This is a genomic window from Shewanella sp. H8 (assembly GCF_040285065.1).
Lineage (GTDB): Bacteria > Pseudomonadota > Gammaproteobacteria > Enterobacterales > Shewanellaceae > Shewanella > Shewanella polaris.
The window spans coordinates 2,273,710-2,287,874 of sequence record NZ_CP157213.1 but is presented as its reverse complement, the minus strand read 5'-3'; the positions used below and the strand labels follow the sequence as shown (position 1 = coordinate 2,287,874).

General features: G+C 38.5%; 10 protein-coding genes. 5 read left to right on the top strand and 5 right to left on the bottom strand.

What is annotated here, in order from left to right; genetic code table 11:
- Positions 1-24 precede the first annotated feature (24 nt).
- From katG to dacB, 4 genes are all read right to left on the bottom strand, one after another.
- Complete coding sequence (katG, locus tag ABIS04_RS09920) at positions 25-2,205, bottom strand: catalase/peroxidase HPI (RefSeq protein WP_350430960.1); 2,181 nt, start codon at positions 2,203-2,205, stop codon at positions 25-27.
- 238 nt (positions 2,206-2,443) lie between these two features.
- A complete protein-coding gene (locus tag ABIS04_RS09915) occupies positions 2,444-4,018 on the bottom strand; it encodes an EAL domain-containing protein (protein WP_350430959.1) in 1,575 nt (524 codons plus the stop codon).
- Between the two features lie 285 nt (positions 4,019-4,303).
- The gene (locus ABIS04_RS09910) at positions 4,304-5,716 is read right to left on the bottom strand and encodes a TonB-dependent receptor (RefSeq protein ID WP_137227053.1); all 1,413 of its coding nucleotides are present in this window, start codon (positions 5,714-5,716) and stop codon (positions 4,304-4,306) included.
- 242 nt (positions 5,717-5,958) lie between these two features.
- Positions 5,959-7,509 (bottom strand): D-alanyl-D-alanine carboxypeptidase/D-alanyl-D-alanine-endopeptidase, encoded by a 1,551-nt coding sequence (gene dacB / locus ABIS04_RS09905; RefSeq protein WP_350430958.1) that lies wholly within the window; start codon positions 7,507-7,509, stop codon positions 5,959-5,961.
- Positions 7,510-8,253: 744 nt separating this feature from the next.
- Here dacB and pssA point away from each other — a divergent pair.
- The 5 genes from pssA to ABIS04_RS09880 all read left to right on the top strand — a co-directional run bounded on the left by pssA (position 8,254) and on the right by ABIS04_RS09880 (position 13,381).
- Entirely contained in the window at positions 8,254-9,594 is a 1,341-nt protein-coding gene (gene pssA / locus ABIS04_RS09900; protein ID WP_350433418.1) for a CDP-diacylglycerol--serine O-phosphatidyltransferase, read from the top strand.
- A gap of 71 nt (positions 9,595-9,665) precedes the next feature.
- On the top strand, positions 9,666-10,466 hold the full coding sequence (locus ABIS04_RS09895) for a tRNA-uridine aminocarboxypropyltransferase (RefSeq protein WP_371833599.1): 801 nt from the start codon (positions 9,666-9,668) through the stop codon (positions 10,464-10,466).
- 162 nt (positions 10,467-10,628) lie between these two features.
- Entirely contained in the window at positions 10,629-10,982 is a 354-nt protein-coding gene (locus tag ABIS04_RS09890; RefSeq protein ID WP_137227055.1) for a hypothetical protein, read from the top strand.
- 117 nt (positions 10,983-11,099) lie between these two features.
- Positions 11,100-13,109: a RecQ family ATP-dependent DNA helicase gene (locus tag ABIS04_RS09885; protein ID WP_350430957.1), complete on the top strand. Its 2,010-nt coding sequence runs from the start codon at positions 11,100-11,102 to the stop codon at positions 13,107-13,109.
- Positions 13,106-13,381 carry a hypothetical protein gene (locus tag ABIS04_RS09880; RefSeq protein WP_137227056.1) on the top strand — a complete coding sequence of 92 codons (276 nt, stop codon included), beginning with the start codon at positions 13,106-13,108 and terminating at the stop codon, positions 13,379-13,381. The genes ABIS04_RS09885 and ABIS04_RS09880 overlap by 4 nt, the downstream gene beginning before the upstream one ends.
- Positions 13,382-13,599: 218 nt before the next feature.
- Here the strand turns inward: ABIS04_RS09880 and eco are convergent, their stop codons facing one another.
- Positions 13,600-14,148, bottom strand: a complete 549-nt coding sequence (eco, locus tag ABIS04_RS09875) for a serine protease inhibitor ecotin (protein ID WP_140234244.1) — start codon at positions 14,146-14,148, stop codon at positions 13,600-13,602.
- Between the last annotated feature and the right edge of the window lie 17 nt (positions 14,149-14,165).

Genomic DNA, 14,165 nt, shown 5'->3' with positions numbered 1-14,165 from the left:
TCATTGGATAGACGTTATATTATATTAAATTAGATCAAATCGATCTGCATTCATCACTTTGGTCCAGGCTTTAACAAAGTCTTTAACAAACTTTTCCTTAGCATCATCTTGAGCATACACTTCGGCATAAGATCTCAATATTGAGTTTGAACCGAAGACTAAGTCAACTCGAGTGGCAGTCCATTTCATCTTGCCTGTTTTGCGGTCAATTATGTGATATAAGTTATTGCCTGCAGGTTTCCAAGTGTATGACATGTCCGTTAAGTTTACAAAAAAGTCATTTGTTAACACACCAACATTGTCAGTAAATACACCGTGTTGAGTGTTATCGTAGTTGGTACCTAATACTCGCATACCGCCCACTAATACCGTCATTTCATGTGCGGTTAAGCCCATAAGTTGGGTACGATCAAGCATCATTTCTTCTGGTTGAACGATATAGTCCTTCTTTTGCCAATTACGATACGCATCGTGCAATGGCTCTAACACTTCAAAAGATTCTATATCTGTTTGTTCTTGTGTGGCATCACCACGACCCGCTGAAAATGGCACTTTTACATTAACACCTGCAGCATGGGCTGCTTTTTCAACCGCAGCAGTACCACCTAACACTATTAAGTCTGCAATACTGACTGGTTTCGCTAATCCAGCTTGAATTGTCGTTAAAGTATTTAACACTTTTTGTAATCTTGCCGGTTCGTTACCTTGCCAGTCTTTTTGTGGCGCTAAACGGATACGCGAACCATTGGCACCACCACGATAATCTGAGCCACGGAAGGTGCGGGCACTGTCCCATGCAGTAGCGATCAGTTCTGTATCACTTAATCCACTAGATAAGATCTTAGCCTTTAGCTCGCTAATTTCTTGCTCTGTTAAGCTATAGTCAACTTCTGGGACTGGGTCTTGCCAAATTAACTCTTCATTAGGGACTTCGGTACCAAGATAACGACTTTTTGGCCCCAGATCTCTGTGGGTTAACTTAAACCACGCCCGTGCGAATACGTCTGAAAAATATGCAGGGTCTTTATAAAAACGATCGGAAATTTTACGATATTCAGGATCCATTTTCATCGCCATATCGGCATCTGTCATAATGGGATTCAAGCGAATTGATGGGTCTTCAACGTCTACAGGTTTATGTTCTTCCTTGATATTAATTGGTTCCCATTGCCATGCACCTGCAGGGCTTTTTTTAAGCTCCCAATCGTAATTAAGCAATAGTTCAAAGTAGCCATTGTCCCATTGAGTTGGATGTGTGGTCCACGCACCCTCAATACCACTGGAAACTGTATCTCGGCCAATGCCACGACTGGTCTTGTTTAACCAACCTAAACCTTGGTCTTCAAGTTCAGCACCTTCAGGATCTGCTTCTAAATTTTCTACATTGCCGTTACCATGACATTTACCTACTGTGTGGCCACCAGCGGTTAGGGCGACGGTTTCTTCGTCATTCATTGCCATACGTTCGAACGTGATACGAATATCATTTGCTGTTTTTTGTGGGTCAGGATTACCATCTACACCTTCCGGGTTGACGTAAATTAATCCCATCATCACAGAGGCTAATGGATTTTCAAGGTCTCGTTCACCTGAATAACGACTGTTTTCTGAGTCACTCGTCGCTAACCATTCTTTTTCTGAACCCCAGTATATATCTGTTTCTGGGTGCCAAATATCCTCACGACCACCAGCAAAACCGAATGTTTTGAGCCCCATAGATTCATAGGCAACAGTACCAGCTAAAATGATCAAATCTGCCCAAGAGAGTTTATTGCCATATTTCTTTTTGATTGGCCAAAGTATTCGGCGCGCTTTATCGAGGTTAACGTTATCTGGCCAGCTATTGAGTGGTGCAAAGCGTTGATTGCCTGTTCCTGCTCCACCACGACCATCAGCAATTCGATAAGTCCCGGCTGAATGCCAAGCCATGCGGATCATCAATCCACCATAATGGCCCCAATCTGCAGGCCACCAGTCTTGGCTGTCAGTCATTAACGTGCTCAAGTCTTGTTTAACTGCAGTGAGGTCGAGACTTTTGAAAGCTTCGCGGTAATCAAATGTTGGATCCATTGGATCGGTCTTTGTATCATGTTGGTGAAGAATATCGAGGTTGAGTGCTTTGGGCCACCAGTCCATATTGTTGGTTTCGTTCGACGTATTGCCGCCATGCATAACAGGGCACTTGCCTTGATTGGATTTGTCCATGATATATTCCTTTATAATTAAACTCGCAAAAAATAAACTGACTAAATTTGTTAAATACTAATATTGAATAAATAGCCTAACTTATCGTCATTACATATAAAAATGAAATTTTTAGGTTCAGTTAATCGGTTTTATTGATATATAAATACTTACTAGTAAATTCTAATGTGATTTAACCAAACCATAGTTCATGACTGATGAGATTAAGTTATAATTACCGGTTAAACTATGATCTAGATCACCTAATCAGCTCATTGATTTGTAAAGCTTTGTCATGAGGAATATGCCCTTTATTTTTGATAAAGTTTCTGAAATCTTTTGTTGGCATAGGTTTAGCGTAGTAGTAACCTTGAGCTAAGTCACAACCCAATGATTTGAGGATATTGACTGTCTCTAATTGTTCTACACCTTCAGCTACCACCACACATTCTAGGTGTTGCGATAAAAATATCACTGATTTAACGATGGCTAGATCAGCATCTTTATGATGAATATTACTGATAAAAGAACGATCAATTTTAATTTGTTTAACGGGCAGGTCACGTAATAGTTCTAGGGATGAAAATCCGGTACCGAAATCATCAATACTGAACGTTCCGCCTGCTGCAGTAATCACTGCCATGGCTGTTTTAACTTGTTCAATGTTAGTCATCATCGCACTTTCGGTAATTTCAAACATGACTTGTTGTGATGAAAGGTTATTCTTTAGTAATGCGCTCGTTTTCTCGATAAGCTTTGGATCTTGCAAATCTTTCGCGGATAAGTTGATATGAATACACAAAGATACACTCAGGGAGTCAAAATATTCCATGTCTTTTGATACTTGCAGCATAACCCAATCGGTTATCTGGTTTATCAGTGTCGTTTGTTCGGCAATATGTATAAATAGGTTAGGTGCGGTATAACTTCCATCTGTTCGAGGCCAGCGAATAAGCGCTTCAACACCATACAGATTATTGTCACTAAGGTTAATAATAGGTTGATACCAGAGTTCAAACTCTTGATTTTCAATAGCGCGTTTTAACGAGGCACTAATATTGACTTTTTCAACAGCATTGCTTTCAAGGGTATTGTCATAGAGGGTATATTCAGTGGCCATTTTTTTACTGGCATACATTGCAATATCAGCTTGTTGTAGTAGTTGACCTATTTCACTCGCCTGGCTTGGATAATGACTAACACCAACACTCGCACCCACTAATAAATCATAACTCTCAATGCAAAATGCACTCTCAAGCGCATGATGAATAGCATTGATTGTTTCTTCTACTTTTGGTAATTCGCTTTGAGTGACAATCACGGCAAATTCGTCCCCGCCTAATCTAAATAGCTGGGCGTCATGGGGTAACTGTTCAGCCACATTGTTACCGACTTCGATTAACAGTAAATCACCATAATAGTGTCCTAATGCATCATTGACTTGTTTAAAGCGATTTAAATCAATCATTAATAGACTAAATGGTAAACCAATTTTGACATGATGACTTAATGAATTCATTAAGTATTGGCGGTTTGGTAAGCCTGTTAAGCTATCGTGTAGAGCAATAGTGCGTTCATTGATGATCAGTTTTTCAACTTTCAGTAAACTCAATAAGCTTAGCCGAGTCACTAAGACCACAAATGCACCACCAAACAACATGATGATACAAAATATGACATCGGATATTATAAAATCAGATTGTTTACACAGGTAATAAAATATCCCCATATAACCCAGTACGAAAAAGATGATCAGTGCTCTAAGGATACGCCAACCACTAGTATTATCCTTAATACATATTTCATTTACTGATCTTAAGCTGAAGACCAGCATACTGATCCCTAATATAACCATGGATAAAGATAATATCTGTAACAATCGCAAGTTCCTATCGTTAAAAGGGACGGGTGAGTTAACATTTCTTAAGTCGTAGTGAATGGATAATGGAGAAAAATTATCTGTAAAAAAAAATGGCTAACCAAATTAGGTTAGCCATTCTATAAGATAGTGTACTAAATCGTTTTTTGCGTAATAAAACTAAAAATGAAATCAATTAATGATAAGAGATTTAACTTAGTGATAGCAACGCAGTGATAGCGTCACATTTATATGCTGTTATTATCCACGATAGCCGAATAATTTTTGTTCCATAATGACCTTACTGACAGCTTCTGGAACCGCGTCCACCCATTCTCCTTGACCTCGACAAATTTGCTGTAAAATTTCACGAGAAAAAATATTGAACAAATCAGGATTGCTAGATTCAATACTGGTGATAAAACCATTATCGATTACATGGCGGAATAAATAGCGTAGATTATTGGGAACACTGACAGTATTTAAGTCATTGAGCTCGTCTTTTTCATCTCGTTCGGGGTAGACAAACAAGCGGGTATTATCAGGGAATAACTTACCAAAGGCTTCGAGAATACCGCCTTCCATACCACGATAATATTCTTCATCAAAAATCTGTTTAATATTAACAATGCCCACCACGATACCGATTTGTAATTGGGTATATTGACGGAAATAAGCACGTAATGAGAAATAACGGGTGTAGTCCGATATCATTACGTTGTAACCTAAAACATTCAGTAACTTGACTCGCTCCATGATGTCTTTTTCTGTCATGTTGGCGTCTTTACCGTGTAGATCGTTTAACGAAATTTCAGCGATCAAAACAGTATTTTTATTATTAACACCTTCGAGCAAGGAAAAGGCTTTATAGCCTTGCTCTATCATATCGACATTGAGATTAGTCACTGGTTTAAATGACCCGCGAATGGTTAATACATTCTTTTTGTAAAGCATATCGGCTGGTATAGCGACATTACCATCTGCTTTGAACATGATAGCGCGGGTTTTCCAGCTGCGAATAAGATGAATGTTTTTTGCCTGATTGTCGACATCTTCAAAGTAGGGACCTTGAAAGTCGATACAGTCAATTTCTATTCGATTGGCTTTCAAGCTGTCGGTTAACGAATCAATAATTTTCTTTGGGTCTTCAAAATAGTAGTAACTGGCGTAAATTAGGTTAACCCCTAAAATACCTAACGCTTGTTGTTGTGCTTCTGCACTGTCATCAAACATACGAACGTGAACGATTATATTAGACGGTTCGGCACCTGGGTACATTTGAATACGCACGCCACACCATGCATGGCATTCGTTTTTACGATTAAAACTTTTGGCCGATACAGTAGTGGCATAACTAAAATAACGCGATGATTTTGAGCGTACACTGCCAACACGATCGACAACGAGATCGAATTCTTGTTCCATCATGGCTAATACACGGGCCTTACTCACATATCGGCCATCTTCTTGAACACCATAAATGGCATCTGAGAATTTCATATCGTAGGCCGACATGGTTTTCGCTATCGTTCCCGCTGCAGCACCCGCAACAAAAAAGTTACGTGCAACTTCTTGTCCTGCGCCAATTTCGACAATGGTTCCGTATTTTTTTTCGTCTAAATTTAAACGGAGTGCTTTTTCTTTTGTGCCACGCGAACTGACTTGCTTATCCATAATATCTCCACCCGATAAAACATTGATATTTTTAGCTTACTACTAGCAATGTTATAGCAAGTTAAAATATGTGCCAGTGTTGAAAGGAAATTAGTGTCGATATAAGATGATTAAGCAAAATTATCGTCACATAGGAGATTAATCGTTACGACTTTTTCGATGTTGTCTTGGTTGGTGGCATTAGATTAATTGATTACGGGGAAATGATCGCCACAAGCTTAATGCATTGCGGCTTCATCTTCTTATCTAGGCAAGTCCATCATGGTTTGTAAAAAAACCGCAGAAAAAGGTGCCTTTTGTTGTTTTTTAATTTGTGGGCTCAAACCATTTTCGAATAATACAAATAAATAGTCATGACCATTACTGACATTAACTCTGCCAGCCAAGTTAGCAATACCTAGCATACTGCCAGTCTTGGCAAACACATGATGTTTCAACGGAGACTTATTGAAATATCGTTTATAGCGTAAGGTACCACTGACACCTGATTCTGGTAATAAATCAAGCAAGAAACGGTATTCAGGTTGTTGATACAAAGTGGTAAGTACGGTTAATACGTGCTCAGGCGTGAGTAAGTTATAACGTGATAAACCTGAGCCATCAGCAATATTTGCATTGGATAAGTCAATGCCAATTGAGTACAGAATCGTTTTCAATGCTTGACTACTGCGAGCAAAATCACTTGGTGCCTGATAATAATCTTCACCCAATTTTTTTAATAAACTGTCGGCAATCAAATTATCTGATTTTAGTAACATGGTTTCTAATAATTGCGGTAACGCCGCAGATTGGTGGCTGGCGATAATTTGTCGTTGAGCAATAAACTCTGGTTCCGTACTCAATTTTCCTACAGTAATAGGTTGCTTGTGTACAATACCTAAAGCAGCGAGTTGCTTAGCTACTATTTGTTGAGCATAAAGTTGTGGTTCGGTAATGGCTATTGCTAATGGTAATGATTTAGCCCCAACATGGCAGCCACTAAGGTGATAACGGTTATTATCGAAGCGACGCAAGGTTAGATGACATTGTGGCACGGACTCAGTTAAGTGCGAAGGGAGAGCATCAGTATCATCGGTTAATGGCTTAACTGCGGGGATCGCCACTGCACGATTAATGGTTGGTGTGACAAAATAAGCATCATTAGTGATTTCAATTGGTCTATTTCCCATCATGGTGATCTTAGCTATTTTATTGTAGCCCGTTGTGGCTAATCGACCATAAACACAATTCTTATCAATAATATAAGGTGAAATCGGGGCAGCATAACAGATACCTAAATCATCCCAAACCCATCCTGGTGCCTGCAATTGGCTATCTTGATCGCTGGCCAATATAATATTACCTGTCACTTCAGTAATCCCCAAATTACTTAAGGAAGCGAGTAACAACTGCAAATCTTGGTATGTTAAGGTCGGGTCACCGCTAAATTCGATATAAATATCACCTGAGTAAATACCATTTTCAATTTGGCTTTTATCAAGCGGTTGTTGTGCTAAGGTCGTTAATCGAGTTTGGTAGCTGAAATCCTTACCTAATTGCTTGGTTGCCGCTAATGCGGTTAACAGTTTTTGAACGCTGGCCGGTTGCATTAATGATTGATTGTTGTACTCAAACACCATTTTTTGATTAGACATATCCCAAACGGTTATACCTAACTGTGAATGCATTGGTTTTAGTAACTGCAGCATATTATTTAAATACAAGGCAACAGGTTGCTGGTTAATATGATTGATTTGGGTCGATGGAGTTTGTTGTTGATTGAGTGCTGACTGGCTAAGGGGTTCTTCTGCCATAACAACACAAGGCATACTTGAAACAATAAAAACACTTAATAGCCATAAAGTTCGAGTAAAATTCAACGTGTGATTTTCATAAGATGACTGAGGCCGAAGGAGAAAGCAAAGCATTGCGGTCATAAAAGCCTACATCATGAATTTATTAACGATAAGTTATGGTAGCTGATGATATCCTCTGCTGATACGCATTTGATGATTTTTGCTTAAATTTACCTATTTTAAGTTTTTTTAAAATGTATTTATCCATGTTTGGCGGTCTCCTAAGCTGCCTAGTTAACCAGCAATCTAGTTATCATGCTCTAATTATCGACAAAAAAGTGCACTAAAACCGCTGCTAAGTGAGAAAAATCTTGCTCATCACCTTGTTAGTCGGTAATTTCTATCAGCTTGATAGAATGCCAAACTCAAGCAACAGTTATAAAAGTGATACCTTAGCGTGATAGTAGCAGCAAATTTGCAAATTATAACTGGTGATTTATATAGTTGAGCAGAGAGAATTGCTACGATTTATTATCATACTGCTAGATTTATTTTTATGATGCTATCTCGCGAACACTATCGATATGGCGTTAACAGAAACATCATGAATGAGGTAGAAGTTGAATAACTCCCTCAACTCGACGCTAAACATTTGCGTATAAACATGGCAAATAGTATTGGCTACATATTTCATCAGCGTGCTCACAATTAAAATATATCGCTGTGATGTTTTTTAATGTAATCCCATTACCAATTATTGTAATGGCCACCCATTTTAAGGAGGATGCCTTGCTGGATAAGCTAGGTGGTATTGCCCTAAATGCAGATGCTGTGTCTTGGTTGCTTAATCCAAAAGATTTTAAGCAAGCCTTATTAACTAAAATTGCATCGGCAACTTCTTCAATATACATCGCAGCATTATATGTTGAAGATGATGAAGCTGGCCGTGAAGTATTGCAGGCGTTATTAGACGCAAAAGCTCAAAACCCACAGTTAGATATAAAAATATTAGTTGATTATCATCGTGCCCGCCGAGGATTAATTGGCCAAAAAGGCGACAGCGGCAACTATATTTTATACCGTAAATTAATGGACGAAGCTACACACCCGTTTGACATTATTGGTGTGCCAGTAAAGTCTCGAGAATTTATGGGAGTGTTACACCTTAAAGGTTTCCTTATTGACGACACTGTTATTTACAGTGGCGCGAGCATTAACAATATTTATTTACAGCAACGAGAAAAATATCGTTTTGATCGATACCATGTCATAAATTGCCCTGAGTTGGCCCGCAGTATGCGTGACATGATAAAACAACACATTATTAGCGATCCTGCTGTGAGTATATTAAGTCAAACGATTAGCAATGAAGATAACCCAGAGAAGAACGATGTAAAAAGCTTTAAGCACCGGTTGTCTCATGTTCGTTATCAGTATGCCTCAACCACAGAAGGCAATCGCGTTACACCATTAATAGGTTTAGGTCGAAAAAATAATCAGTTGAATGACACTATTGTTCAGTTAGTCGATTCATCCTCTAAAGAACTGTTTATTTGTACGCCGTATTTCAACCCGCCAACCGTATTAACTCGTGCATTAGCCAGGCATCTGCGTGAAGGCAAAAAAATTGATATTGTTGTAGGTGACAAAACCGCTAACGATTTTTATATTCCACCCGATCAAGATTTTACCACCATTGGTGCTTTGCCCTACATGTACGAACAATCGCTGCGTAAGTTTGCTAAAAATCAACAGTGGGCAATTGAAAATGGTCAGCTCAATATTCATTTATGGAAAAATGGTATTAATAGTTTTCATTTAAAAGGGATCAGCGCTGATAACCGTAAACATCTCATCACGGGTTCAAACTTAAACCCTCGAGCGTGGGCTTTAGATTTAGAGAATGGTTTATTGTTGCATGATGAGAGTGGTTGTTGGAAAGAATCTTTTATTAAAGAGCAACAGCATATTTTGCTCCACACTGAGCGTTTATATCATTACAGCCAAATTGATACCTTGCAAAAATACCCTAAACCAGTGAAGAAAATCATGAACCGAATTCGTCGGTTAAAAGCAGATTTTTTATTGCGTCGTATTTTATAGCCAGTTGTAAATGTTTATTATTGTTCACCACCAACATTGGTGGTGAATTTTTTTCATCTCAGAGCCTTTAAATGTCAGAAACGTCAGCCAAAGTGTGCAAGCCTCCTATTCATGCTGTTCATCGTTTGTATGAATACCGTAAATCACTGTCGACAAAACCTTATGGTGCCCGCGGAAAAAAGCTAATTAGGTGTAATTTGTGCCGTTTGGGTGAATTATTTTGTACCTGTCAATATCGTCAATATTTAAATACAAACGTCAGCTTTATGTTGATAATGTATAACGATGAAGTCTTAAAACCCACCAATAGTGGCCGTTTAATTGCTGACTTAATTCCGGACACTCATGCGTTCTTATGGACTAGAACAGATACAGATAGTGCAATGTTAGCGTTATTAGATCATCCGAAATACCAACCATTTTTAGTATTTCCCCAACAATATGTTGAGAGCGATCAAGTCATTGTGGAACAAATAACGGCCGCAGACTTATCAATTGAACAAGGTCAAACTAAAACCGCACTGTTGGTAATGCTTGATGGTAGTTGGCGTGAAGCAATCAAAATGTATCGTAAAAGCCCGTATTTGCAGAAAATGCCAGTGTTATCGTTCGCACCAGATACCTTAGCAACTTATGCGCTACGTAAAGGAAGTCATGATTTTCAGCTCGGTACCGCTGAAGTCGCGGCATTGGCATTAACGGCAGCTCAAGAACCGCAAAACGGATTAGCATTAGCCACTTGGTTTGATCTGTTTGTTGAATCTTCGTTGTTGGGACGTAACCGTCGATTAAAAGAGACCCTAACACCAATTTCAGAGTTTATTGATGCATTCAATCAAGCTTTAAAAGCCAGTCACAATGGCGTTAAATAGTCGATTTTGCGCTATTAAACCGATTAATTGCAGTTAAACATTTGCATATTGAGTTCGATTGCGGGATGCTAACTGAACGCCTATGATCTATGTTTACTTTGGTAAATGAGGCTTCAAACTTAATGTATAAATCTTTTTATTAAGGACTTTGTCGTAAACACTATGGAAGAGTTGATAAACAGTGCAAGAGAAATCAGCACTAAAAAACTAGTGATTTTGTTTCGTCTTGAACCGGGTTGCTTAGGACCTGATGGTGTCAATCATATTGACACTTTTTGTCATGTTGCCGAACAAGCCTTAGTTAACTTGAATTCTGATGTTTGCCATTGGTTTTTGGCTCCTCGATTTGACAAAAACTTGATTGAAATACAATACAGTCTTGCAGGCAAGGTGCTATCACGCGACAAAGCCGTTAAATTTATTGAATCATTCAGTCAAAACCTTGATGAAATTGAAGAACGTTTTGAAGATAAACTGACACAATTGATCAACCAATATATTGCCCGTAAACGTTAATGTAATCTTGTTGTTCATTGTCAAATTCCTACATCGTTAATTGCTTTGTCTCGAACAAAAATTAACCGGCAAAGATCAACAGGCCCTTATCATTTGGGGTTATTATCAGGATTTTATATGACCCCTTTAGCACACCAACAAGTCTTAAAAGCAGACGACAATGCACTGGCTCTTGATCATCAGGGGTTGCATCAATTATTACAGCAACAATTTGGTTTTGATGGGTTTAGAGAAGGCCAACAAGCGGTTATTGAAACCATATTATCTGGTCATTCAGCGTTAGCCATTTTTCCGACAGGTTCAGGTAAGTCATTGTGTTATCAGTTTTGTGCCCAGCAATTACCTCATTTGACCTTGGTTATTTCACCTTTATTAGCATTGATGAAAGATCAGTTGGCTTTTTTAGCAAGTAAGGGTATTGCGGCTGCCAGTATCGATTCAAGTTTAACCTATGATCAAACTCAACAAGTCATGCGTGATGTTCGTGAGCAACGCACACGGATTTTAATGGTGTCCGTTGAACGTTTTAAGAATGAACGATTTAGGCAATTCCTTAAGTCTGTTCCGATTTCTCTGCTGGTGGTTGATGAAGCGCATTGTATTTCTGAATGGGGGCATAATTTTAGGCCCGACTATTTAAAAATTCCGCAATACTGTCAAGAATTTTCAATTCCTCAAAGTTTACTATTGACCGCAACGGCGACAGAACAAGTTAAATTGGATATGGCTAAGCGTTTTGGTTTATCAACACAACAGGTGATACAAACCGGTTTTTATCGAGCTAACTTAGATTTGTCAGTTATTGCCATCAGCCAGCAGCATAAGCTCGCTCAGCTTGCCGAGACCGTAAAAGAGTATACTGGTGCCGGTATTGTCTATGTAACCTTACAGAAGACTGCTGAGGACGTAGCAGCACACTTAATACGTCAAGGTATCAATGCTGCTGCTTATCACGCGGGTATGGATCAAACTGTCCGTCAACGTATTCAACAACAATTTATGGACAATCAAATTCAAGTAATAGTGGCTACAATTGCATTTGGTATGGGTATTGATAAATCAAATATTCGATTTGTTATTCATTTTGATTTACCTAAGTCTATCGAAAATTATAGCCAAGAGATTGGCCGAGCAGGGCGAGATGGACATTTGTCTCATTGTGTTACGTTAGCTAACTTAGATGGATTGAATACTGTTGAGAATTTTGTTTACGGTGATACGCCTGAACCACACAATATTGATCAGTTGTTAACTATAATCGCGAATGAGACCGAGAATGGCCGTTGGGAAGTACAAGAATCACCATTGTCTACAGCGTGTAATATTCGATCATTGCCGTTGAAAACTCTCTTTGTGCAATTAGAATTATTAGGTGTGATCCGTCCAAGTTATGCTTATTTTGCAGAATTTAAATATCGGTTTGTAGAAGATCAACAGCTTATTCTTAGTCGATTCAATGACGATCGCCAGCAGTTTCTGAATCAGATTTTTAGCCATACACAATTTAAAAAGGTATGGGGCGCTCTCGATTTCGATAGTTTATATCAACAACATGGCTGTGATCGACAGCGGGTTGTCGCAGCATTAGATTATTTAGCTGATCAGAATTCGATAATTCTTGAAACAAAAAAAATCACTCAAGTGTATGATGTACAACAGCAGGCACTAGCAACCCCGCAGCAATTACAACAATTGACATCGCAACTCAGTCAATATTTTAGTGACAATGAACATAAAGAAATTGTACGGATTGGTAAGCTAGTCGATTTTTTTCAGCTTGATCGTTGTTTAAGTGCCAATTTAGCTCAATATTTCGATGATCACTCGGTGCCACAAGCCTGTGGACACTGCAGCGTTTGTCGTGGGCAAATTGCAATATTATCAAAACAAGCTTTGGCTCCGTTACCAGACTCAGCCACTGTTACAACATTGCTTGAACCATTAACGTTAGTGGCTCAGGCAAAATCGTTACCCACTCCATCCATTGCTACGCAGGCTAAATTCCTTGCTGGAATGGTCATGCCAATGTTTAGTCGCTTGAAAGTTAAGCAATTAGAAGGTTTTGGACGTTTTAGTGCTTATCGATATCAAGATATTCTGGATACTGTTAAGAAGGTAAATTCATGAAACCTGTTCCTGAAATATTGTTAGAGCGACATGGTGAGTTAATACAAAGTGAAGGCGTTACTGTGGTATCTCATATTCAGCGTCAAGTTGGAGAATGGTTTTTGCAAACCTTGATGATTAAAGATTGCGATGTGCCATTTAAATACAAACGACCTCAACGATTCAAGAGTTTGTTAGACCATAAAGTCAATTTGATTTATTACCCATCAAAAGAAGTTGTGGGCGGGTTTGAAATTGAAATTATGCAAGTCGTTAGGGTTCGCCGCTATTAACATCAATGCTTAATGTTCTGTACACATCAAGTGTACTGAGCATTAATGAATGATTTATTTTAGTGTAGTAAAGTTATTTAATTATAAATGAACCATTTTAGTGTTTGATTTTTCTTACATGATAATATTGGCACTGAACTAATGAATAAGTTTAGATATTATCTGTCTACATTCAACTGTTTGACTGACAAAATGGCTATTAGCTCTAATTGATTGGGTTATTGTCCACTAAACACATAATCGCTTGCAGTTTCCCATACTCGATAACGTAAATCAGTACCTTCAGGTAAATAAAAAACTATCGGTTGTCGACTGTCATAAGGCTGAGTCATACTTTTATTGAGAACAATAAATTTTTCTTTTTTGGGTTCTGTACACATCATTAGCGTATTAGGGCCTTGAATAATATTGTCGACTTGATAATAAATGTATCCCCAACCAGGCAATGATAAGCTGCTTATTTCTCCGATAAGTCTGACCTTATTACAATCCACCATTTTCTGTTGGCCTATTTGTACCTCCAGTAGGTATTGTTGCTCGTTATTGAGAGCCGGTAAGGTGAGAATATGTTGCACCATTCCGGCCTCAGGAACAGGATACATTTTGGTCGCGCTTAAGGCTTGATAATCATCGGAATTCATTACTGTGCTAACAATGTTTATCTTACCTTCTGGATTGGCCGCATGGGCAAATGGCGAGTATAAACAAGTCATTATCGTTGTGGCACAGATGAGTAATATAGTTAGAGAAAGTGGTAATTTAAGCATATATTTTCCTTTTAATG